The sequence below is a fragment of the Vibrio sp. D54 genome (genome assembly GCF_021728075.1).
Taxonomy (GTDB): domain Bacteria; phylum Pseudomonadota; class Gammaproteobacteria; order Enterobacterales; family Vibrionaceae; genus Vibrio; species Vibrio alginolyticus.
This window is the reverse complement of record NZ_JAKKCS010000004.1, coordinates 70,866-94,460: the sequence shown is the minus strand read 5'-3', so window position 1 is coordinate 94,460 and position 23,595 is coordinate 70,866. Positions and strand designations below refer to the sequence as shown.

The window sequence follows — 23,595 nt, the reverse complement described above, 5'->3', positions numbered from 1 at the left end:
ATGAGTAGCAAACCTTCTTACAATATTTCCGTTCCTGTTATGCGCCTAAGCATTGCTTTCAGCTTGATGCTGGCTGCCCTCGCCTTTTATTTGTATATCTCTTGGGACAAAGTGGATTCAGTCGAGAAAGTGCAAAACGCGCCTCTGTTGGTTCAAGCTCAACAGCTCAACCAAACTATCGAGTTTGATATTCAAACGCTTCAACGCTGTTTAACCGAACGTTATTGCAGTACAACAGAGCTTGATTTTGAGGTTCTGAAAGACGAAATTGACCAATTTAAGTCGCTCGCGTCACTCAACAAAACCGAGTTTAGCTTGGTGGGCGCGACCGAATACACGCAGCTTGAACTGGCAATCAATCGCTTCTCAGACAGCCCAAAAACACGCGACGATGTGTTGGCACTGTACCTCTCGCTCACCAATAACTACCTACAAATGGACGACAACTACCGGACCATATTTAACAACCATGCGAGCGACCTAATGATGGAGAAAAACGAGTTCTTCATTTGGTTGTTTGTGGTCGTTGTCGTACTGGTTGGTATCGCAGTGCTATCGAACTTGGTGGCAATCCTTAAGCTGAAAAAATCCAGCTCGAATGAGCGTGACATTGACCAAGAATTCGATGAGCTTTATCAAGAGCTCAAACAACTGGATTTACAAAGGTTGGAAGAATTGCTGAATGAAGTGAGCATCAATCCGAAGCAGCGTCAGATCTACTCACACCTAAAACTGATTTTCAGCAAACTCGAAGAGCAAAAACGCAATAACGATCTCTACAAGCAGCTCTATGCTCTGATTGGTTACGAGATTCGTGGCATCACCAACACCATTAACGGCGGCGTGCAATATCTCGTTCAAGAGACCGATGAGAGCGGCGTGTTGATGGCGCAAGATATAACCTCGGCTGCCAATACCCTGTCTGAATTGGCAGAGAACTACAACCGACTCATTTCACAAGGGACCGAGAGCAAATCGAAAGAGTTTTCACTGCTGAATGTACTGTCTGAATTGATGATTCACATCAGTTCCAAAGTGCAGCGAAATGAAGGTGAGCTAGACTGCTTTATCTCGGATAACCTACCAAACCGTGTTGAAGGACAATCCACCAGCTTATTCTGGGTATTGTTCCTACAACTATCGAACGCCATCCAACTCAAAGCCGATAAGAAACTGTTTGTCACCATTGAATCTGGGGCGGCGTCAGACATTGAAAATACCCGCTTGACCATCAATCTAAACTTCTTAACCACACTGGATGTGCCGTTTGCCAAGCTCAATACCCTACACTGGAGCGACCATAAACAGCACACTGCAACCAAAGACGATCTGGCGAAAAGCGTGCTAAAAGATTATGGCTATTACGAGAGCCATTGGTATCAGTCAGGCAATCAGGAACGTTTTCAAATTCAGCTCGATTTGAAAGCCAAAAGCTTCCACACCGAGAAAACTCGCTTCGGCAATAAACGTTTGTTGCTGTGTGCCAACTCTCAGTTGCGCATTGATGTAATGAACAAAATGTTAGTCAACTTGGGCTTGGAGATCACGCCAATTCGAACGCCGAACGAGCTCTTCTCTGCTGCAAAAACCTTTGGCGAATACGATGCCATCATGCTGACCGACACGTTCGAGCCAAACAAGCTGCCCTCACTGAGCAAAACGGTGAAGTCACAACTGCGCAATCACCCGAACACCAAGTTGCTGCTTTCGGTCACTAGCACTCAGCAAGCGCAAGAGAGCCATACCTTTGTCGACAAGATTCTGAACTCCCCTGCGATTCCGTATGAGTTCATCCCTAACCTATTAGCAATCATGGAAGCGGAAGCCTCTGAAGAACAGATGGAGAACAGCTCATTCCTGATTGTGGAGGATGACCGTGTTCAACAGATTCTACTCAAACGTATTTTGAGCAAGCAAGAATACGAAGCCGACACCGTTGGCGATGGCGCAGACGCCGTTCAGCATTTCATGAATCAGCGCTCAGACATCATTTTTATGGACTGCATCATGCCGGGCATGGGCGGCATTGAAGCGACCAAACGCATTCGACAATACGAACAAGAGAGCGGACAGAACCCTTGCACCATTATAGGTGCGACAGCATTGACCAGCAGTAATGAACACCAAGCTTGTATCGAAGCTGGAATGGATTACGTGATCAGCAAACCTTATAAAAACGACGAAATCATCAAGGTGATCAACAAGTATGTGGCGGTACAGAAACTTAACTAGCTGCGTATTGGCAGCGCTTACATTGAGCAATGCTCCTTCGGCAATGGCGACCACATTGCTTGAGGCGGTCAAGCTCGGCTTGGAAAACAATTTATCTCTGCGCGCTAGTGACAAAGGCGTTGAAGAAAACGAATACAACATCGACATTAGCCGTTCTAAGTTTCTGCCCTCTTTAAACGGTGCCGCTGATACCACATGGAATGAAAATGAGACCATATTAACGGGAACACCGGATACGCGTTCAAGCTACAATTCAAACAGCTACAGCGTGTCTTTATCGCAATCGGTGTTTAACCTTGGTGACATCTTTAAATACGGCACCGCGAAGCTTGATTTCAACATTGAAGAAATCAAACACGAGAACAAAATCCAGAGCACCATTTCTGAAATCGCGACGCAATATTTCGAATACCTCAAAAACAACGCGCAAATCAAAGCCACCCAAGTAGAACTTAAATCGTCTGAAACACGTGAGCGCCAAATGCGTCGCAACGTGGAACTTGGCAACACTGCGGCGAGCGAGTTGTATGAGGTAATTGCTCAGAAAGAAGGCATTGCCAACCGCTTAAGAGCCTTAGAGAAAGATCGACGCGTGATTTTGAACGGCTTAGAGATTCAAGTTCAATATCCAGTCACCCCATCGCAGGACATCTACGAAAGCGTGCCCTTGGCGGAAATCAGCGAATCCGAACAACGCGCGATTCTTGAACAAGCTTTGAAGCTCAATAACGACTTATTAGTCGCGAAGAAGACCGTAGAACGAAGCCGAAGAGGCTTGAAAGAAAGCGGTTCAAACTTTGTGCCGACCGTATCGCTCTCTGCCAGTTACCGTTACGATGATGCGAACAACTATGACCGAACCGACCCAACCGCAACAGGGGACAGTAACTCCACCAGCGTCGGTTTGAACTTGAATGTGCCGATTTTCTCCGGCGGTTCGGATTACTACGGTTATCAAAAATCGTCGACTGCTATCGAGCGAACGGAACTACTGTACCAAGATTCGTTGTTCACAACGCGTAATAGCGTTAACACCTCGGTACTCAACATTAATGACTTCTCCCGCGCTATTAGCAGTTACGAGAACATCATCCGTGCCAACTACGCTTCCTACAAAGGCATTCAACGCGCTTACCAGCTTGGTACGCGAACCATTACCGACTTACTGGCAGCGGAAAGTAAACTGTTTAGCGCACTACGTGATTACGAGAGCGCGCGTTATGACTACATCATTGAATCGATCAATCTTGAGCAAATCAAAGGCATGCTGTCGGTGCAATCCATCGAAAGCATCATGCAGTTGATGAGCGATATCGAAGGCAGAAGCAATCAAGACTTAGTTCCAAAACACCTTCTCTCCAAACCATCGATTAAGAAAGGAGGTCGCAATGCAAACTGAGCACTTTTCCCAAAAGATTAACTTTGCTGACAAGTGTTACCTGACTTTCTCAACTGTCATCTCAACACTGTTTGGTTTAGTGCTGCCCTTTTCGATTCTGATTATCTTTGACCGAGTTTTACCTAACCAAGCCAAAGACACGCTGTTTCTTCTGTTTGCCATTATCTTGATCACCATCTTCCTCGACTATCACTTAAAGAATCAGGAAGAGAAGATTTCGTCGGTGATCATGAAGCAGTTCGAAACTAACTTAACCAACAAGGTGTTTCAATCCATCTGTTTGGCTGAGATATCGAAGTTTCGTCGCCTAGAACCCGGTGAATACCTAGAGCGTATTGCTACCATTCCCGAGATTAAATCCTTCTTTGGCGGAGAATCTGTACGGGCATTGATCAACCTTGCCGTCAGCATACTGACCATTCTGATTATCGGTCTGATCAACATCTGGGCAGGGGTGACCATCTTGCTCGCCTCCATCATTTTGGCCGTGTTCGCACTGAGCCTATCTAAGCAGAAAATCAACAGCTTAGAAAACAAATCCGACATCGAAGGCTTAACTACTTCTAAAATCATCGAGATCATCTCTAGCCCACTCGATATCAAAGCGCGCAATATGGAATATCGCGTTGAGAGCCTCATGACACAAATGGTGGAAGAGCGTGAAGTCGAGAACATCAAATACGAGCAAATCGAATCGAACTTCAGCCTTATCTTGTCGCTCATACAACAGCTCTCCATAGCTTGTGTGGTAGTGGTTTTGGCAACGGCAGTTATCAACATGCAATCTAGCCAAGGCATCATGGCTGCTATCATCATGCTTACCAACCGCTACTTCGCGCCATACCAGCAAGTGATGCGCACGGTGAGCCGCTGGGAGTTGAACAAGCTTCATATTCAACGTATCGCCGAGTTGCTTGAGCTTGCTGCGTCTGTAGAACAACTAAATGACACGACAGAAGTCGAGCGCATCTCGGTGAAGTATTCGGAAAAACAACGCATCGAGTTTGAACGTGGCCAGGCTTACTTGCTGACGGGGAAAAGCGGCGCAGGCAAAACCCATCTTGCCAATTGCATTACGCGGCAAAACACCGACAACAAACTGGACATTAAGATCAACGAAACACCACTCGATGACGTCAACTACAACGTCTGGCGTAATAGCGTGCTCATGGTCGACAAAACCAGTTCGTTCGTCGAAGGCACCATCATCGACAACTTGACTTGTTTCCGCCCGAGCTTAAATAACACGGCATTTGCGCTTTGCGAAACCATGAACATCAAAGCACAAATCGATGCCCTTCCCGCTGGTTTTTACACCGAGCTTAAAGGACATTTACGCAACCCATTCTCGCGCCAAGTCGCTTATGCCCTGTTGTTGGTGCGTGCCTTACTCGCGAACAAACGTGTGTTGATCTTCGACGACATAGACTGTGTTTATGATGACGACTTTGCTCGATTGGTTTTGACCAGTACTGCCTATCGCGCCAACGACAAAATACTCATCATCGTCAGCAATAAGATAGACAAACTCAATCATCGCCTCAAACGCGTCAAACTTACCGGAGGTGACCAATGAGTATTCTGGTTGATTTTAATAATGTCCCTCAGCGCTTGTTGGACTTTGAGGCTCGCAGTTATGACGAGCGATACAATGAGTCACCTTTGATTCGTGGTTTAGCTTACACCCTCATAGCGCTTGAATGGGAAGGCACACCTTCTATCCTCAGCGACGCTTTTATCCCTAAACCAAAAGACAGCGACAGTTTTATCGCTACGATTGAACGCCTTGGTTACCGTTGTGACGTCACCAAACTAAAAACGTTGGAGCACATCGAGGGGCATCCTCATCCTTGTTTTATCGAGATAGAAAACCTCACTGCGATTTTCTTGGGCACTAAAGACGGCAAACTGATCCTGTTTGATTACACAAATAACAACACCATTGAATACCCGCTCTGCAAGAAGCCGTGCTTGTTGGTCTCGATCAGCGAATACTCCCGCTTATTCCGAGAACCGCCACCTGAATCTCAAGACCGCAGTAACTGGATTAAATACGCGTTTTATCGCTACAACAATGAACTCAAAAGCCTGATTATTCTCAGCTTCGTGGTCAGCATTCTCGGCGCACTCCAGCCCTTTTTTATTATGAGTGTGTACAACTTCGCCTTAACCTCTAGCTCGCAAGCCACGCTTTATTGGCTCACGTTATTTGCTGTGATTGTTGGGTTCTCGGAATACTTTTTCAAGAAAATGCGGGTCAACATCATCGCCACATCAGGAAAGGATTTGGCGGTGCATATTTCTCAAAACGTAATATCCAAACTGTTGTGGCTTCCTTATTCGATGACATCTACCGCTGGTGTCTCTTCTCAGTTAGCACGATTGAAGGACATCGACACTTTCCGCCGTTTGGTAACCGCAGAGTCAACATTAAGCTACTTCGACATGCCGTTTGTTATCGTATTCATTATTGCCATTGCTCTTATGTCTGGTACCGCAGCGCTAGTCGTTATGGCGGGGTTGATTCTAATGTTGGTGTTCTGTGTTTATTCTCGTTACATCTACTCGCAAGCCACGTCCAAGAGCTCTCGCGCCAACGCCATGGTTTCTTACCAATGGAATGAGATTCTTCGTGGTATAAAAACCATCCAAGGCTTGCCATTATTGCGTGTTATCCAGTCCCGCTTTAGCGCATCACATTTACAAAGCACAAACGATGCAGAACATGTTTCAGTGACTAATAGCAGGGTTCAGGCAGCAGGCGGGAGTTTGATTCAGGTTATTGGTACCGCAAGTATCGTCGCGGCCGTTATCGGCGTGATGGACGGCACCTCCGATGCAGGTGCAATGCTTGCTACTGTAATTTTAGTCTGGAAGGCGTTGGGGCCTATTATGGGCATCTACAACTCTATTTCTAAGTTCCAATCCATTAAGGCGTCTTCTGCGCAAATCAACAACCTTATGGCGATGAATGACGATAAGCTAACGTTAGAGAAAAGCCCCCCTATTCGCCTCTTTCAAGGTAGTATCGTCGGCTCTGGTGTGAGCCATCGTTATAGTGGTGCGGCAACAGGCTTAACTAATCTTGGTTTTAAAATTCCACCGGGCGCAAAAGTCGTGATTTGTGGACCAACAGGTTGCGGTAAAACGACGCTCATCTCTATTATCGCTGGGCTAGAGGAACGCTATCAAGGCTCAGTTTCGGTGGACGGTTATAACATCAAACAGTTCAACAGTTACCGCTATCGAACCTCGATTAACTACATCCCGTTTAACCTGCATATTTTTGAAGGCTCCTTGGAGACTAACTTCATCTTGCATAATGGATTAATCCCAACAGAAAAAATGCGTGAAATGGTGAGTTTCTTTGAGCTCGATACATGGTTGCCACAAGGCCTGGACACTCAATTGAGCGTTGATATCTGTAAAAGTTTACCAAATGGTATTCAACAAAGACTACGGCTCGCATTAGGGCTAGGCAACTGCGAACAATCTTTGATTATCATTGACGAGCCATTTAATGGTGCAGAGCAAGAAAACTCGCACTACTTCAAGCGGTTATTCAGCGATAAACTACTCAATAAGACCGTTATTTTCTCAACGAATGATCCGGGCATGATCTCTACATCCAATATGAGCTTAGTCTTGGAGCCAGATGGCAACCTGAAGTATTTCGGGTTAACCGATAAGTACTTAAAAAGTCTAAGTTAAGTTCGGAATGTGGTGTGGTTCATCATTCATACTTGAGCACGGTCATTGACAAAAATGTAAACGATGAGACTATTTACTCTGTAAGCGCGTACACTAAGGAATCCGATGTATACATTTGTTGCAGACAAATTGGATGTGGTTTATTTATCAACAATACCAGAAAACTACCAGTTACAAGACTTCGACGTGCCTGAAGAAGAACTCGAAATTCGTGAAATTGTAGAGGTATGGTATGAGTGTGCGTTTCTTCCTGACTTTAACCTTCAACACATCGACATCGAAAACAAAACTGCTTTGGTCGAGACACAAGCGCAAGTCGTAAACAACTACACAAGTACGCTCGCTTTTTTACTCAAAAGTCGTACTTATCGCGCAGCACTTAACCGATTATTGAGTGTATGGAGATTGGAGGCAGCAGCTAAAGCACAGCTTGAGCTGCTGTTACTTACGGAAGAACAGAGTAGCAAGCCAGTAAATTAATCAGCTAGGATAAGGGGCTAAAAATCTTAAACCCAACCATCGAATCGGAGACGTTTCTGCACGCGTTCAACCGCCTCTATCTGCATCTGACGAACACGCTCGTTAGACACGTTTAACAACAGGCCTATTTCCGACAAGGTTTTCACTCTCTGGTCAAATAATCCGAATCGATGGATCAAGACTTTCTGCAACTTAGTTGGCAAAGTTTTAATAATATTTTCAATGGCTTGAGTAAAGCACTGGTTTTCACAGTCTTGTTGTGGATCTGGCGTGTACTCACTTTCACACAGTTCAAGAACAAATGGAACACGATGTAGGTCCGCAGTGGTCGATACATCAATAAAACCACTTAGAGCAACAAGTTCATCTATACGTTCTGCTTTCACCCCTGAGCAGCGTGAGAGTTCAGAAATAGACAACTCCTTGCTCTCACTTTTTGACGCATCTAGCTTTTTTAAAGCCAGGCTATTTATCTCTTTGCACACATGAGCAGGTAAACGTACCGTGCGGCCATTGTTCATTAATGCCGCTTCTATATTCTCGCGAATCCACCATACCGCATAAGTAGAAAAACGGTAGCCTGGCTCAGGATCGAACTTATCGACCGCTTTTATCAAACCAATGTTACCTTCTTCTATTAAATCGAGCAGAGTAAAGTTATTGCCTGGCCGTTTGAGGTAGCCTTTTGCGATTTTCACAACAAGTCGAAGATTAGACTCAATCAACATTTCGCGCGCTTCTTCATCACCAGCTCGATTAAGTTTGGCGTAATGCAACTCCTCTTCACGAGACAACAAATCAATGCCCACAATATCTTTGAGATAGTGAGCATAAGGGTCTTTCCCAACTGACAACGATTCTTTCATTGACAGTTCATCCGTGACAGCTCGGAACCTAGCAAAGCATTCGTTGTTCATTCCCCGTCCTTCTCAAGCCAACTTATTTCTTATCTTCTTTAATTGTTTTTGTACAACACTGTATGCATCATGCTTTATATGCATTACTTTACACTGAGTGTAGACAGGGGTTCTGATCTTTACCAAGAAATCGCTTATCACTTTAAAACAATTACTGCTTCTATGATAAAAACGTGAGCAGGTGGGGGGTTATATATATGAAAGTGCAAGTATTTGTACGCAAATTGGCCTCAAAGAAAACAACGCAACGTGATCGTCAACGCTTACCACCTTACTCTGACTAAAACTTTGAGGCTTGAGGATGGTTTGAAGTATCAGTTGAATTAGCGAGATCTAATTCACTTGACGAAGCGCAGGTTGAAGCTGACAGTCTGTTATAACTTGGAAAACTGCACGATTCTTTCCTTCAGACTTACCTTGATACATCAACTCGTCAGCATCTTGCAAGCTCACGATGTGGGTAAACTCAGGATAGTAAGCACAGCCCAAACTGATACTCAAATGAATTGCTTGTCCGCCCAGTATAACAGGCTGATCGTAAACGGCTTTACAAAGCATATTGGCAAAATTGAGCGCTTCTCGCTCTGACAGAGACGACGTAACGAGTGCGAACTCTTCTCCTCCAATTCTCGCCAATGTCATTCGGTCATCAGTCATCGACTTAGCGGCTTCTGCGATGGCAACTATTGCTCGGTCTCCAGCAAGGTGGCCATATCGATCATTGATTGATTTAAAATCATCAATATCAAACACCATCACCGTTAAGTTTCGCTTCAAATGATTCAGTAGCGCCAATTGCTCAATCAGGTGTCTACGGTTGTATAGCTTTGTGAGAGAATCCGTCAACGTCATCTCTAGCAATTGCTGATTGGCAATCGTTAATTGCCTTGTCCGAAGAGCAACCATACGTTTGAGGGCAAAAATATGATAAAGCGTTGCGACCGCCATAATGAAAATAGCAATAGGGAAAAGATAAAGTGGATAAACCGTTTTCACCAGACTCCAACGGGTGAGGATCCGCTCACGATCCGTATCGATGACTTTTTCAAACGCTCGTGATACCTCTAAAATGGAAGTTGCACTGTGCATTCCTGCTGCAATCCGAAGATCTTTACTATATAAGCTAATTGTCGGGACAAACATACCCGCTCCCGGCGTGGTTGCCATATAAAAATTAGCAACTTGCAGGTCTGCAACGAAGTACAGCACCTTTTTATCGACGGCTGCTTGTATCATCGAATCATTGTTAATGTACTCTGCAATAGGTGCATTTGGATAATTCGTCTGAACAAACTCAGACTCGTAACTTCCTTTAACAACGCCAATTGGCAGCGTCATTTCGCCAGTTAAAACACTCCTGATATCAACCGAAAGTACATCTTTATTTACGTACAGTTTAGTTTGGATAGGCATTATGACTGCGCCAAAGTCCATATACTTCGCTCTTTCGGGCGAGTAGACAAGTCCTCCGTGAAAGTCAGCCTTACCCTCTTTTACGGCTTGCAAAGAAGCATCCCAATCCAAAAGGAGAAACTGAACGTCGATTTGGTTGTTCGCCGCGTACTCTTTCCAAAAGTCGATTAAAATACCTTTAGGTTCACCATCTGGGCTAAGGTAAGAGAACGGCTTCCACGCTTTGGAGTTAGCAACAATTAAAGAATGAGACTCTGATTTGTGCGCATGCGCCATCGGACAAATGGACAGCCACACTAGTAATAAAGAAGCACACGCTTTTTTACATTTGCAACCATAAGTACCATAACTCATCGATGACATACCTACTTCTCACCAGTCTTTTTAAACCATAATCTCGGCTGTTTGATTAGACTAAAGATATAGTAGAGTTGCATAAGACAGGAAGTGACGCTTATTGATATGAATCTAACTTAGTAAGTTTTAGTACTTAATTGGTACTTTCAACGCCTGGTTCGCTGAAGCAGTTGAAGCAGTTGAAGCAGTTGAAGCAGTTGAAGCAGTACATGATAAATTAGGAAAACTTATCTGGTACTAAAAAATTGACTATCATCAGTTTTGCAAACACCTAGTACCAATAAAAAAGCCCTATTCAAAATCCACCTTTGGGAGAACTTTGAATAGGGCTCTTTGCCTCTATGCTTCATTTTACGGCTGAAGCTACCTTTACCTTTTTTCGCTTTAACGACTCGTGTTTGGAACAGCTGACTGGTAACAACCGCTTTTAACGCGTTGTCTTTGATTTCACCTCTGCCGAAGTCGGTCTCATGTTGTGAGCCACTCGGTTGAGGACTGATTTTACGCTTTGCCATAAATCCTCCTTAATGGTCGAACCAGATTGGACAATAATTATATAAATAAGTCAAATTTATAGATTTAGTTGAATTTTATGCTAAAAAACTTCACATCACCGTCATTTATTTGAAATTTAATCAAAAACATGCTGGTTAAATAGTGACTAAATACAAATATTTGTCCATAAAGCACTAATATATGTTGACTCTTCGTGGAATTAACCTAGACTCAAACACGGCTAGAAAGAAAGTTCTTTGTTTTCACATTTCGTTGGATTACTTGTAACCCGTCGTCCTGTGGTACGCAATAGCAATTTATTTTTCCACGCTATAAGCGCCGTTGAGGCGAAAGATTACATTATTTAGATATTTAGGAAATAGACATGTCTAACACAGCTACTGGCACAGTTAAGTGGTTCAACGAAACTAAAGGCTTCGGTTTCATTCAACAAGAAAACGGTCCTGACGTATTTGCTCACTTCTCTGCAATCACTGGTGACGGCTTCCGTACTCTAGTTGAAGGCCAGAAAGTAGAATTTGTTATCTCTCAAGGTCAAAAAGGCCCTCAAGCAGAGCAAATCAAAGTACTTTAATTCTTAAAGAATTTGATACGATAGCCAGCTTTTAAAGCTGGCTATTTTTTTGCCTAAAACTTATTTTGCCAACAAAACGATATAAATCTATGGCTCTTAAACCAACCATTTACAAATTTCGTATCGCCATTTCCGATATGAATAATGACTATTACGATTCTAAAAATCTAACTATCGCCCTTCATCCTTCTGAAAAGCCGCAACGAATGTTGGCTCGCATTCTAGCTTACTGTTTAAATGCTCAAAGCAATCTGGAGTTTACAAAAGGACTCTCTACGATTGAAGAGCCTGATTTATGGCATGTTGGCGATGATCAAAGCATTACTCACTGGATTGAAATTGGCGAACCAGAACCAGACAGGATTAAGAAAGCTTCTCGCCTAGCAAAGCATGTAAAAGTTTACACTTATAACACCAAAGCGGCTGTCTGGTGGGACAAAATGTCAGGAAAGTTCTCAATGCTTCCCGTCAACGTAGAGAGCTTTGACTATGACGCTATCGACTTGATTTGTCAGCACCTTGACCGAGGTACTAGCCTTTCTGTTATGATTACTGGCAGCTCAATTTTTGTTGATATCAATGATCAACATATCGAAGTAACGGTGAAGGAACTAAAAAACCATGACGTCTCTTAGTGAACTGAGTCAAGAGATGGGATTTGAAGAAATCCCCTTTGTTAAAGAACATAAAGCAGCAAAGCGACGTTGGTTAAAAGAACAGTCACAACTATTTACAAAAGTTTGTGAGAACAAACCCACAACAGCACCTACTCTTCACCTGCTTGGCCTTTTGACCAAATCACATATTGAAGCAAGTGCTAACTACGAGCAACATGCTCACTCTACCCAGCGTATGCAGCAAGTTCTGACTGACTCCTTGGGTAATGAGCACGCGGATAAGTTTACTAACCAATCTGCTGAAGACCTAATCTTAGTCACCCACCTTTGGTTATACACGCAAGGCTATTTAAATATGGATTTCAGCTTGGCGCACGATCATGCCGAGCAGACTCAAAATACATTGCAGCACGAGCTTGTCATGAAACGCATGGACGTTGATGCATTCAGAACCGAACTCATGCAAAGTTTTTATCAAGGTAAAGAAGCCCGTCCGGCTTCAGCAAGTGGCTTTTGGGGTTGGTTTAAACGTCTATTTTCCGCATAAAATACATGGTTTTATCCATTTCAAACAACTGATAGACTTCACGCTCAGTGCAACAAGCATCATGATTGCATTCTTAAAGGACAATTACCCAATGAACATCAAGGGATCATTATGAAGTTTATCCGTTGGATTTTAGGCAAGGTTATCTTATTGCTGAACGCGGTGTTCTCACCTCGTGGTATTAAGCGCACCGCAGAAGAACAGCAACGTATTGATGAAAAAGCGAAACAATACGCACTTTACCAATTTGAAGCCTGCCCTTTTTGCGTAAAGGTCCGCCGTGCAATGAAGCGTCAATCGGTGAACATTGAGCTACGTGATGCAAAAAATAACCCGACTCATCGAGCTGAACTAGAGCAAGGTGGTGGGCGAGTTAAAGTCCCTTGCCTTCGTATCGAAAAAGATGGCGAAACACAGTGGTTATACGAGTCATCGGACATCGTCGCTTACGTTGAAAAAGAATTTGCCTAAGTTCCCCCTATGAACATTGGCGGATGTAAAAGAGGCACCTAACGGTGCCTCTTTTCTATTTTTTCTAGCTAGATGTTGCCGTGCGAGCTTTCCTTATTCAGTCTTCTTGCTCAATTCCGAACTTAAACTCCACTAAGCAAATAACGGGTATGTGAGAACAACACAACGAAGATTACCGCCTAACGTCTGCGTTATTCATCCACGATCAATGTTAGCTCTACGCGCCGATTGCAAGCTTTACCACTTGCTGTCGCATTGCTGCACTTCGGTACATACTCTCCGAAGCCTCTAGAAAACACTCGTTGACGTGGAATACTCGTCGCCAATAGTTGTTTTTCTACTTCACGAGCTCGCTTTTCAGATAGCGTGTCGTTGAAGCTTTCAGCTCCCGTACTATCCGCATGACCATCAATCACGACATCAACATCAGTTCTTCCCGCCAGATAGTGACCAATGTTTCGAATCCAGTCTTGAGATTGAGCAGATAACCGTGCAGAACCCGTTTGAAAATGCACTTGCTCTTTCAAACGTATCATCAGGTGACCACCACTGAGCGTCTCGTGAGGAATGTTATGCCTGCTCAGGAACATTTCCAGAGAGGTCACGTTTTGCGACTTTTTTACTGACGCCCTCGCCGTTTGATATGAACGAGGGGAAGAAGCCACATTGGATGCGCTCGGGTATCCCCACTCTGGGTGTCTCAGCTCAGTGTTTGATTTAGGAGCTGTATCTAAAATGTTCCCACCAGGGACCATATCTTGATCGAGGCTGCTGCACCCGGCCAGAATGCCACAAACAATTAAAAACCAATGCTTCATACCATTACCAACGTAGAAAAACTCTTGTTCATTGTGTCGACAAAACACGCCGAATCTTTAGCGCTTTTGTCCACCGATTGGTTTGTCTATGCAGCGTTCATGCCACTGGAGTCAATGCAAAATCATCTCTCAAATAAAACGCAACACTAAAATACCCTACCCTTACAGTCCATACGTCAGGCAAAGTCTGTTACCAATGGTCTCACTTTATTGTTATTTAATGGTTTTAGTCACTATCGTTAACCGATAAACTAACGCAAATTTCTCATTTAGAGCACTACTATGTTAAAAACCATATCGAAAGGCTTTGCTGTTGTTGTTGCCGTAATGGCTTTGTCGGCATGCGATAGCGGCAAGAGTCAGCCTCAGCAAGGCAAACAATACGAAGTTTTGCCAGTATCCCTTGAAGAGTATGATTTAGCTCCCCTGACTGAAGCATTCTCTTTAACTTGTGGCCACTGCCGCTCAATGGAAGAGTTTGTCCCTCAAATTGAATCATTGACCGATCAAAGCGTTGAAAAAATGCATGTAACGTTCAATGAAAGTGCACAAGTGAGCGCCATCATCTTCTATACTGCCGTAATGCAGCTTGAATCAACACCAGATAAAGCGTTTATGGCGGATCTTTTTACTGCTGTGCAAATGGGTGCCGATGCAACGGCTGAGGAACGCCAAATCGCCGTAGAGAAAGCCTTTGAGTCTCGCAACCTTATCAGCCCTTACCATTTAGATGAAGCACAGCAAAAAGCGCTGTTTGAGTACATCACTAAGGCAGAAGCGATCACGACTCGCGGCCAAATTAACTCCGTTCCAGCCTTTATCGTAAACGGAAAATATCAAGTGATTACTGGTGGTCATGACAGCGTTGAAGCCATGGCAGAAACCATCAAATTTTTGCTAAAACAACCTAAATAGACAAGGAGATTACGTGTCTAAATTTTTGTTTCCTCTTATTATTTTTATTTTGGCGGGCTTTTTCATTTACCGTACTTGGACAAACCATAAAGTAGCAGATGAAAACTTTGCCAAAGGCCAAGCATTCTTACTAGAAAATGCGAAAAAAGAAGGCGTCATCACAACAGAAAGTGGCCTTCAATACATGGTTCTTGAAAAAGGCGAAGGTGAGGTTCACCCAACTGCAACAAGTAAAGTAAAAGTACACTACCACGGCACCTTGATTGATGGCACGATATTCGATAGCTCTGTTAATCGTGGTGAGCCTATTTCATTTGGTCTTAACCAAGTCATTAAAGGCTGGCAAGAAGGTCTACAATACATGGTAGAAGGTGAGAAAATCCGCCTTTTCGTACCAAGCACGCTTGGCTATGGTAAGAGTGGCTCTGGCCCAATTCCACCAGCAAGTGTTTTGATCTTTGATGTTGAACTGCTAGAAATTCAATAAATCTAGAAAGCTTTGTCTTAAAGCCAAAGTATCAAAACCAAAAACGCCGCGAACCACGCGGCGTTTTCTGTTTTAAGAAAGGTTAAAAACCAATATAGTGATCCGAAAGCAATGCAATGAACAACGCCAAAAGATGATAGATAGAGAATTTAAACGTCTCCATCGCGGTATTTGGCTCTGGTGCATATTTTAGCTTCCATGCATGGTACATAAAGCCAACATTGAGTAGTAGCGAGGCAAAAAGATACACCACGCCGACCATACCAACCAAAACCGGTAGGACACAAACCAAAGTCAATAGCACCGTATACAACAGAATAGAAGTTTTGGTGTACTCAATGCCGTGTGTCACTGGCAGCATGGGAATATCTACCTTGCGGTAATCCTCGACACGATGAATAGCGAGAGCCCAAAAATGTGGTGGCGTCCAGATAAAAATGATCATCACGAGCAGCCAAGCATTCGCATGTAATTGCCCTGTTACAGCAGTCCAACCGAGAAGAGGCGGCATCGCACCGGCAATCCCTGCAATGACGATATTTTGGGGCGTAGCACGTTTGAGGTACATTGTGTATACCATCGCATAGCCGAGCAAACTCATCAAAGTCAACCATGCCGTCAGCGGGTTGACCATCGCATATAGAAGTACAAACCCTAAGACACCTAAAACTGTAGCGAAGGCTATCACCGATGATGGCTTAGTCTCACCCGATGGCAATGGTCGTTTGTGTGTGCGTGCCATTCTCGCATCAATTCGGCGGTCAATTAGATGATTAAACGCTGCCGCAGACCCGGCCATCAGACCAATCCCCGTTAGGCCAACTACCGCCTGCAACCAAGGGAAATCATCAACCGGGGCTAAGCTCATCCCTACTACTGCCGTCACCAACATTAACGCCACCACTTTAGGTTTCGTTAACTTCAAATAAACGGAACTTAGTCGCTTTCGCCCATTTAACGACAGCGCGATTTCTTTACTCATAGCGAACTCCTTTCGCGGTGTAATTCCAAGCCGTTTTACCCTGCCACAAGTAAAACTGGCTAACACAAACGAGACTCAACATAACAGCGGCACCAAGGTTGTGCGCCACCGCGACATAAATAGGAAGTTGAAATACTACGTTGCTTACACCCAGCATAATTTGGCACACCAGAGTGAACAACAACCACCCTCCGATTCTCTGTGAATGATGAGAATCTTGCCTCATAAGCCCAATACTATAAGCCAATACCACGGTGGCGGTAACAATAGCGCCTATACGATGAGTGACGTGTATAGTCATTCTTGCCGGATACTCCAAAACACCAAATTCATAATTCTCGAATCCAGTTTGCCAGAAAGAAAACGCTTCTTTCCATGAGAGATGGCTCATCCAGTCTCCCTCACAAATCGGCAGTGTGGTACACATCAGCGCAGCATAATTTGACGAAGTCCATCCTCCAAGGAGCACTTGCACCAAAACAACCAGAAAAACCAACAATGAAAAGCCTCTCAGAGAGCTAGAAGATGGAGAGAAATAGAGATTGTTTTGCGCTTTTAATTGGCAGTAAAAAATCGCCTGTAACGCCAATAAAACAAAACCACCGAGCAAGTGAAGCATCACGATGACGGGCATTAATTTAAGAGTAACTGTCCACATTCCCAAAAGTGCCTGCCCAATCACCAATACGCTGAGCAACATCGGAATGGTTGAATTTACACGCTCAGACCTTATTGATATCGCTGCCATCGCAAAAATGACTAAACCTAACGTTCCTGCAAAATAGCGATGAATCATCTCAAGCCATGCTTTCTCATGCTCTACTGCCCGCTCGGGGAAGTTCAGGTTAGCACGCATGACGTCTTCTTCTTGATGCGGCACAGAAAAGTGCCCATAACAACCAGGCCAGTCCGGGCAACCTAACCCTGCATCTGAAAGGCGAGTATATGCCCCTAACATGATCACCACGAGAGTTAGCAGCAAACTGAATCTAACCAACTGAATTAATTTCATATGCACTTCCTCTAACCGACTCGTGACAGTTTTAAGAGCTTGCGTAAGTCCGCCAACATACCTTTATTCAATAGGACTAAGTCCTCATTTGGTTTCGGCGAGTAAGACATCACCAGTTGCCCAAGAGGATCAACGATCAACATTTGCCCAGGTTTCACTTTTGCGGTAACCAATTCATTCATTTGCATCGCTAACATCGATACTTCCATGGGATCTGAATGCTCAGTCTGCCAAACGACTGGCACTACTCGCTCTTGATACTTACCTAAAGCAACATGGCTTTGCTGAAGCAGGTAAAGCTGCTGTTTACACTGTTCAGTGCATTCGTTAGGCAATACATAAGCGAGTTGCCAACCATGGTCTTTGAGAGGTGACTCTTGACCAAGCTGCTCTAACGTCGTGTATGGTTCGACTAACTCGCCTCTATTGGTCACTCCGCTTTGATACCACCCTTGTGTAAGAATGACTTTTGCAATGACAGCGGGAAGCGCGAACGTACAAACCAGCGCAATCAACATTAGTCGTCCTTTGGTTACTTTAGATGTCATGCTTCACCTCCATGTGACGCAACTTTTTTTGCCAACGAACAAAAACAATTAAAGTCAGTAATAAGAAAACACCTGCCATCGAAAACCATTGAATCGAATAGCCAAAATGTTTGGCACTATTGAGTGGCAATGGATTCCAAGGAAAGTCATAGGGCCAACGAGTTAAATTGTCTGGCTGCAAGACTGCGGGCATAAGTTCAATATTCAGTAGCTGATTCAATTGCGCGATGTTTAGGTTTTGCACGCGAATAACATCGCCAACTTCCGGCATTAACTCTGAGCTCAGTGGATTAGTAGATTTTCGGTACAGGCGTCCTGTGATGAAAATCGAATTATCGAGTTTGGTGACCGTTGGTAACATTGAGCGATCTGCTCTTCCCTCGACAAAACCAAGCTCCAATAACGCATAGGTACTAGGCTCATCGCTCGTCAATACAATCTGAAATGCTAAATATCCCACACTGCCTTGATGCGTTTGGTTGTCTAACAAAATTACGGGAAACGCCTGAGGAACAACATTAACTTCCACTTTTTTCCCGAGGATACTTTCCTCTCGCCAGTCGTTGTCTTCAAGAACGACGCTTAGTGCTTGGTACGCTCTATCCGCACGCGCGAGAATGGCTTGTTCCAATGCTTGTTTTTCTTGCCCTCTCTCAAACTGCCAAAAACCCAGTTTGACCAAAAGAGAAAACACAACCACAGTTAAACCAACTGCAACCCAAAACCGTTTCGATAGCCATAATTGTCTTGATAACAACAATGATGAAACCGGAGGTGCCATGTCCACCGTATTTCTATTCAAACTGACGCTTGTCCTTTTGCTGCTTTTCATTATCTTCAACCTCGCAAAAGCGCTTATCGAAATGGTTCGTGAAGACCCAGATAATCCTGAAAAAAGAGACAAACCCATGAGTCATTACTTAGGCCGTCGAGTCATGTTCTCCGCTTTAGTGGTCGTCCTTTTGCTTATTGCGCTCAGCTCGGGTTGGCTAGCACCAAACCCTCGACCTTATTAGTCGAACGAAGAGTTCACTCTGCGCCTAAAGTACGTAAACAAACACAAACAGACATAACCAAACCACATCCACGAAATGCCAATACCAGCTGCCCGCTTGAAAGGCAAAATGGTTCTTTGGTGAAAAGTGATCTTTAGCGATTCTGAACAGCAGCACGATCAAGAAGATAGTCCCAAGACAAACGTGTAAACCGTGGAACCCCGTCAACATGAAGAACGTGTTACCGTAAATACCGGACTGCAACGTGAGCCCTATGTCTTGATAAGCATGAACATACTCAACCGCTTGGTAATATAGGAAAAAGCCAGCAAGCACGATGGTTATCTCTAACCAAACAATCAGTGCCGTTCTTTTGTCTTGTTCAAGGCTTATATGCGCCATATGTAGCGTAATAGACGACAATAGCAGCAAGATAGTATTGGTAAGGGGTATGCCCTGCCACGGCATAGCTTGTGTTGTTTCTCCTCCCGGCGTCAGTGTGAGTGGCCACATCGCTTCGAAGGTTGGCCACAGGACTTCGTTGGTCATGAAGTTATTATCTGCCCCACCTAACCAAGGCACAGAAATCATTCTGGCGTAGAACAAGGCACCAAAAAAGGCACCAAAAAACATCACTTCAGAAAAGATAAACCAGCTCATTCCTTGGCGAAAAGAACGAGTAATTTGCGAGCTGTATTTTCCACTCAGTGATTCAGTAATCACATTACTAAACCAACCAGCCAACATGTAAAGCAAGAACAAGAAGCCCACCGCTAGCACAATGCCACCAATGGTTCCCACTGCACCGTCACTTTGTGTCCCCTGGACGGTCATGCCTGCGCCAACAGCAACCAAAAACAGAGCAAATGCACCGATGATCGGCCAGCTACTTTGAGCGGGAACATAATATGTTCCTGGCTTGTTACTCATAATTTCTCTCCTTACTGACCAACCTTGGTCTGTATCTCTCTCCCTGAGTGGCTAAGAGCCTGTAGGAGGGGGAAGTTTATAGAGTGTGTAAGACAGCGTTAACGTGTGTATAGACTCCGGCAAGTCCGGTTCGATATAAAAAATCAACGGCATTTGAGCTTGCTGTTTACCATCCAGAGGCTGCTGGTTAAAGCAAAAACACTCAATCTTATTGAAGTAAGCAGCTCCAGTCCCGGGAGAAACAGAAGGAACGGCTTGCCCCACCAACTTCTGCCCGCTTTCATTAAATGCAAGGTATTCGGTTTGTACGACTTCACCTGGGTGAACATCCATCGAAATCACTTTGGGTCTAAACTCCCAAGGCATATCTGGGCTGACATGCGCCATAAACTCCACGCGAATAGTTCGGCTCATGTCCGGTTGCATACCTGTCGGTTGAATGGCGGCTACTTCACTTGTCTTTCCATTGATTCCCAGTGCGTCGCACATCACGTCATAAAGTGGGACCAGTGCATAGCCGAAGCCAAACATTAACAGGGTCGCCAAAAGTAACTTCACTGTGAGCTTCTTGTTTGATGGATTCGGTTTCATGTCACTCACCCCACTCTTTGCTAGTCAATCTTAGGCGGTGTAGTAAACGTATGATGCGGCGCAGGGCTTGGCACTGTCCACTCTAAGCCTTCCGCACGTTCCCACGGTTTTGCAGAAGCCTTCTCCCCGCCACGAATACACTTGATCACCAACCATAAGAAGATCAGTTGTGACAACCCAAATGCAAACCCACCAATTGATACTATTTGATTAACATCAGCAAACTGAATGGCGTAATCCGGTATGCGCCTTGGCATGCCTGCTAAGCCTAGGAAGTGCATTGGGAAAAACAGGACATTGACGGAAATAATTGAGCACCAGAAATGCCATAAACTCAGCTTGTGGTCGTACATATTGCCCGTCCACTTAGGTAGCCAGTAGTATGCCGCTGCCATGATCGAGAATACCGCACCAGATACCAACACATAATGGAAATGGGCAACCACGAAGTAAGTGTCATGATATTGGAAATCCGCCGGCACAATCGCCAACATCAGTCCCGAGAAGCCGCCAATAGTAAAAAGCACAATAAAGGCAATGGCAAACAACATTGGCGTTTCAAATGTCAGAGCTCCACGCCACATGGTGGCAACCCAGTTAAAGACTTTAACCCCCGTTGGTACCGCAATCAGCATAGTGCAATACATGAAGAAGAGCTCAGCAAAAACTGGCATCCCCGTGGTAAACATGTGGTGCGCCCACACAAGGAAAGATAACAATGCAATGCTGCACGTCGCGTAAACCATCGAATGATAACCAAACAGCTTCTTACCACTGAAAGCAGGCAGAATGGCGGAGATGATTCCAAACGACGGTAAAATCATGATGTACACTTCTGGGTGACCAAAGAACCAAAAGATGTGTTGGAACATTACCGGGTCACCACCACCAGCTGCGTCAAAGAAGCTAGTCCCGAAATATTTGTCAGTAAGAACCATGGTCACCGCACCCGCTAATACCGGCATAACCGCGATCAACAAGAAAGCGGTAATTAACCAAGTCCAAACAAACATTGGTAACTTGAACCAAGTCATTCCCGGAGCTCGCATATTTACGATCGTCACGATAACGTTGATCGCGCCCATAATGGAGCTGATACCCATGATATGCACAGAGAATACAAACAGCGCAGTGCTATCTGGTCCATAAGTCGTGGACAGCGGAGCATAAAACGTCCAACCAAAATCAGGACCGCCGCCAGGTAAAAACAACGAGCTCAACAAAATAAGAAATGCAAAAGGTAAGATCCAAAAGCTCAAGTTGTTCATGCGCGGCAGCGCCATATCTGGAGCGCCGATCATCATCGGGATCATCCAGTTAGCAAGGCCAGTAAATGCTGGCATCACCGCACCAAATACCATCACTAAACCGTGTACCGTGGTCATTTGATTAAAAAACTGCGGATCGACTAGCTGTAGCCCTGGCTGGAACAGTTCGGCACGAATGATCATAGCCATCGCACCACCTGTTAGAAACATTGCAAAACTAAACCAAAGGTAGAGGGTGCCTATGTCTTTATGGCTTGTGGAATACAACCAACGAGTGATGCCCTGGGGTGCATGATGCTCGTGACCATCATCAATCGCAATGGTACTGTTCGCACTGGCTTCTGCTGGCGCAGACTTCACTGCTTTATCTATTGGCTGACTCATATTTCCTCCTTAGCACTGTCTTGTGCCTTAAAGGCATTCACATCGGATGCTTGCACTGTATCGCCAGTATCGTTGCCCCATGCATTTCGTTGATATGTGATAACCGCGCCAATTTCTTTGTCACTTAACTGATTAGAAAAAGCCTGCATTGCAGTGCCCGGGCGACCGTTGACAATAATATCTATGTGCTCTGTAACGTCTCCGGTTGCAATAGGACTGCCTTTAATCGCGGGAAATGCACCCGGAATCCCCTCACCATTTGCCTGATGACACACAGCGCAACGCGCCGTGTATATCGATTCGCCTTGCGACATCAATTCGTCCATAGATAAGTCTTGAGAGAGCGCTTCTTGTGCCGCCGCTTTTTGAAGTGCGAGTTCTTCCTTCTTACTCGCTAGCCATTCATCGAACTTTTCTTCTTCCATCGCATGCACCACCACTGGCATAAATCCGTGTGCACGACCACATAGCTCCGCACATTGGCCGCGATATACGCCTGGCTCATCAATTCTTGTCCATGCTTCATTAATAAAACCTGGAATGGTGTCTTTCTTGACGGCAAAGTCCGGTACCCACCAAGAGTGAATGACATCATCAGAAGTCATCAAAAAACGCACTTTGCGATTCACAGGCAACACCAAAGGGTTGTCTACTTCCAGTAAGTAATGTGCGCCTTTAGCTTCGATTCCATCAATTTGTTTTTGGCTGGTGGCAAGCAAACTAAAAAACTCAACATCTTCGCCAAAATAGCTGTAATGCCATTTCCATTGCGAGCCTGTGATCTTGACCGTGATATCCGATTGGCTTGTGTCTTCCATTGCGACTAAAGTTTTCGTTGCGGGAATCGCCATAGCGACAAGAATGATGATGGGTATGACCGTCCAAATAATTTCCACTTTTGTACTTTCGTGGAAATGTGCGGCAACTGCTCCTTTTGACTTGCGATGACGGAAGATGGAATAGAACATCACACCAAAAACAATCAAAGCAATTACACAGCAGATATAGAAAATCAGCATATGTAATTCATACACTTGCCCACTTATCTCTGTGACCCCTTTTGTCATGTTGTAGTCATTTTCCTTTGACCAACCAAAAGAGGAAAATGTGATTAAAATCACATTCAGTGATAAGGCTAGAGTAGTCGTTAATCTTTTCAAAAGATCTCTCCTCTGCTCAGCCGCTACGCCTACGCGAGCTTCCTTGCGTCCCGATGCAAATATCGAACAACTTTACGAAAAATCACAAAAACTACGATTTCGACACGGTTTGTTATATTTATGTTAAAAGGCTAGTTATAGTTCCAAGGTTCTTCAAGAAATTAAATATGATTAAATTTTGTTCGGATAAGAAAAATTAATTCGGTTTATCGATTGCCCTCTTTGAAATGTAATTGAGAACCATTTACATTGATTTAAAAGAAAACATTGA

General features: G+C 44.4%; 24 protein-coding genes. 12 read left to right on the top strand and 12 right to left on the bottom strand.

The window, feature by feature from the left end; genetic code table 11:
- The 5 genes from L3V37_RS06995 to L3V37_RS06975 all read left to right on the top strand — a co-directional run bounded on the left by L3V37_RS06995 (nt 1) and on the right by L3V37_RS06975 (nt 7,822).
- On the top strand, nt 1-2,232 hold the full coding sequence (locus L3V37_RS06995) for a response regulator (protein ID WP_237306056.1): 2,232 nt from the start codon (nt 1-3) through the stop codon (nt 2,230-2,232).
- Entirely contained in the window at nt 2,207-3,631 is a 1,425-nt protein-coding gene (locus L3V37_RS06990; protein ID WP_237306055.1) for a TolC family protein, read from the top strand. Before L3V37_RS06995 ends, L3V37_RS06990 begins: the two co-directional genes overlap by 26 nt.
- Nucleotides 3,621-5,207 (top strand): ATP-binding cassette domain-containing protein, encoded by a 1,587-nt coding sequence (locus tag L3V37_RS06985; protein ID WP_237306054.1) that lies wholly within the window; start codon nt 3,621-3,623, stop codon nt 5,205-5,207. Before L3V37_RS06990 ends, L3V37_RS06985 begins: the two co-directional genes overlap by 11 nt.
- Nucleotides 5,204-7,342 (top strand): ATP-binding cassette domain-containing protein, encoded by a 2,139-nt coding sequence (locus L3V37_RS06980; protein ID WP_053350479.1) that lies wholly within the window; start codon nt 5,204-5,206, stop codon nt 7,340-7,342. Before L3V37_RS06985 ends, L3V37_RS06980 begins: the two co-directional genes overlap by 4 nt.
- 105 nt (nt 7,343-7,447) lie before the next feature.
- Nucleotides 7,448-7,822, top strand: a complete 375-nt coding sequence (locus tag L3V37_RS06975) for a hypothetical protein (RefSeq protein WP_005375619.1) — start codon at nt 7,448-7,450, stop codon at nt 7,820-7,822.
- Between the two features lie 26 nt (nt 7,823-7,848).
- On the opposite strand, the gene L3V37_RS06970 is transcribed toward L3V37_RS06975, so the two are convergent.
- The 3 genes from L3V37_RS06970 to L3V37_RS06960 all read right to left on the bottom strand — a co-directional run bounded on the left by L3V37_RS06970 (nt 7,849) and on the right by L3V37_RS06960 (nt 11,024).
- Nucleotides 7,849-8,739 carry an RNA polymerase sigma factor RpoD/SigA gene (locus L3V37_RS06970; protein WP_017635872.1) on the bottom strand — a complete coding sequence of 297 codons (891 nt, stop codon included), beginning with the start codon at nt 8,737-8,739 and terminating at the stop codon, nt 7,849-7,851.
- Nucleotides 8,740-9,072: 333 nt separating this feature from the next.
- Nucleotides 9,073-10,515, bottom strand: coding sequence for a diguanylate cyclase (locus L3V37_RS06965; RefSeq protein ID WP_237306053.1), 1,443 nt, complete (start codon nt 10,513-10,515; stop codon nt 9,073-9,075).
- A gap of 221 nt (nt 10,516-10,736) precedes the next feature.
- On the bottom strand, nt 10,737-11,024 hold the full coding sequence (locus tag L3V37_RS06960) for an alternative ribosome-rescue factor A (protein WP_237306052.1): 288 nt from the start codon (nt 11,022-11,024) through the stop codon (nt 10,737-10,739).
- 365 nt (nt 11,025-11,389) lie between these two features.
- On the opposite strand from L3V37_RS06960, the gene L3V37_RS06955 reads away from it, so the two are divergent.
- The 4 genes from L3V37_RS06955 (at nt 11,390) to L3V37_RS06940 (ending at nt 13,234) form a co-directional block, all read left to right on the top strand.
- Nucleotides 11,390-11,599 carry a cold-shock protein gene (locus L3V37_RS06955; protein ID WP_005375625.1) on the top strand — a complete coding sequence of 70 codons (210 nt, stop codon included), beginning with the start codon at nt 11,390-11,392 and terminating at the stop codon, nt 11,597-11,599.
- 89 nt (nt 11,600-11,688) lie between these two features.
- Entirely contained in the window at nt 11,689-12,234 is a 546-nt protein-coding gene (locus L3V37_RS06950; protein ID WP_005375627.1) for a YaeQ family protein, read from the top strand.
- A complete protein-coding gene (locus L3V37_RS06945; RefSeq protein WP_017635869.1) occupies nt 12,221-12,763 on the top strand; it encodes a hypothetical protein in 543 nt (180 codons plus the stop codon). The genes L3V37_RS06950 and L3V37_RS06945 overlap by 14 nt, the downstream gene beginning before the upstream one ends.
- A gap of 111 nt (nt 12,764-12,874) precedes the next feature.
- Complete coding sequence (locus tag L3V37_RS06940; RefSeq protein WP_005375631.1) at nt 12,875-13,234, top strand: glutaredoxin; 360 nt, start codon at nt 12,875-12,877, stop codon at nt 13,232-13,234.
- Between the two features lie 191 nt (nt 13,235-13,425).
- On the opposite strand, the gene L3V37_RS06935 is transcribed toward L3V37_RS06940, so the two are convergent.
- Nucleotides 13,426-14,052, bottom strand: a complete 627-nt coding sequence (locus L3V37_RS06935; protein WP_025768460.1) for an OmpA family protein — start codon at nt 14,050-14,052, stop codon at nt 13,426-13,428.
- 282 nt (nt 14,053-14,334) lie between these two features.
- Here L3V37_RS06935 and L3V37_RS06930 point away from each other — a divergent pair, with 282 nt between their 5' ends.
- Both L3V37_RS06930 and L3V37_RS06925 read left to right on the top strand, forming a co-directional pair.
- A complete protein-coding gene (locus L3V37_RS06930) occupies nt 14,335-14,967 on the top strand; it encodes a thiol:disulfide interchange protein DsbA/DsbL (protein ID WP_054578696.1) in 633 nt (210 codons plus the stop codon).
- 13 nt (nt 14,968-14,980) lie between these two features.
- Nucleotides 14,981-15,454 carry an FKBP-type peptidyl-prolyl cis-trans isomerase gene (locus L3V37_RS06925; RefSeq protein ID WP_054578695.1) on the top strand — a complete coding sequence of 158 codons (474 nt, stop codon included), beginning with the start codon at nt 14,981-14,983 and terminating at the stop codon, nt 15,452-15,454.
- Nucleotides 15,455-15,536: 82 nt separating this feature from the next.
- Here L3V37_RS06925 and cyoE read toward each other — a convergent pair whose 3' ends face one another.
- From cyoE to L3V37_RS06905, 4 genes are read right to left on the bottom strand one after another with little or no spacing between them, the layout of a single operon-like run.
- Nucleotides 15,537-16,436, bottom strand: a complete 900-nt coding sequence (gene cyoE / locus L3V37_RS06920; RefSeq protein WP_005375639.1) for a heme o synthase — start codon at nt 16,434-16,436, stop codon at nt 15,537-15,539.
- Entirely contained in the window at nt 16,429-17,448 is a 1,020-nt protein-coding gene (locus L3V37_RS06915; protein ID WP_237306051.1) for a heme A synthase, read from the bottom strand. Before L3V37_RS06915 ends, cyoE begins: the two co-directional genes overlap by 8 nt.
- 11 nt (nt 17,449-17,459) lie before the next feature.
- Nucleotides 17,460-17,996 (bottom strand): hypothetical protein, encoded by a 537-nt coding sequence (locus L3V37_RS06910; protein ID WP_017635864.1) that lies wholly within the window; start codon nt 17,994-17,996, stop codon nt 17,460-17,462.
- Nucleotides 17,986-18,777, bottom strand: a complete 792-nt coding sequence (locus L3V37_RS06905; protein ID WP_237306161.1) for an SURF1 family protein — start codon at nt 18,775-18,777, stop codon at nt 17,986-17,988. Before L3V37_RS06905 ends, L3V37_RS06910 begins: the two co-directional genes overlap by 11 nt.
- Here L3V37_RS06905 and L3V37_RS06900 point away from each other — a divergent pair.
- The gene (locus L3V37_RS06900) at nt 18,776-19,012 is read left to right on the top strand and encodes a DUF2909 domain-containing protein (RefSeq protein ID WP_005375504.1); all 237 of its coding nucleotides are present in this window, start codon (nt 18,776-18,778) and stop codon (nt 19,010-19,012) included. The two genes, L3V37_RS06905 and L3V37_RS06900, sit on opposite strands and share 2 nt — an antisense overlap.
- Nucleotides 19,013-19,036: 24 nt before the next feature.
- On the opposite strand, the gene L3V37_RS06895 is transcribed toward L3V37_RS06900, so the two are convergent.
- From L3V37_RS06895 to coxB, 4 genes are read right to left on the bottom strand one after another with little or no spacing between them, the layout of a single operon-like run.
- The gene (locus L3V37_RS06895) at nt 19,037-19,921 is read right to left on the bottom strand and encodes a cytochrome c oxidase subunit 3 (protein ID WP_005385214.1); all 885 of its coding nucleotides are present in this window, start codon (nt 19,919-19,921) and stop codon (nt 19,037-19,039) included.
- A gap of 51 nt (nt 19,922-19,972) precedes the next feature.
- Complete coding sequence (locus L3V37_RS06890; protein WP_017821600.1) at nt 19,973-20,512, bottom strand: cytochrome c oxidase assembly protein; 540 nt, start codon at nt 20,510-20,512, stop codon at nt 19,973-19,975.
- Between the two features lie 20 nt (nt 20,513-20,532).
- Nucleotides 20,533-22,164, bottom strand: a complete 1,632-nt coding sequence (ctaD, locus tag L3V37_RS06885; protein WP_237306050.1) for a cytochrome c oxidase subunit I — start codon at nt 22,162-22,164, stop codon at nt 20,533-20,535.
- Nucleotides 22,161-23,324 carry a cytochrome c oxidase subunit II gene (gene coxB / locus L3V37_RS06880; protein WP_053350487.1) on the bottom strand — a complete coding sequence of 388 codons (1,164 nt, stop codon included), beginning with the start codon at nt 23,322-23,324 and terminating at the stop codon, nt 22,161-22,163. Before coxB ends, ctaD begins: the two co-directional genes overlap by 4 nt.
- Nucleotides 23,325-23,595: the final 271 nt, after the last annotated feature.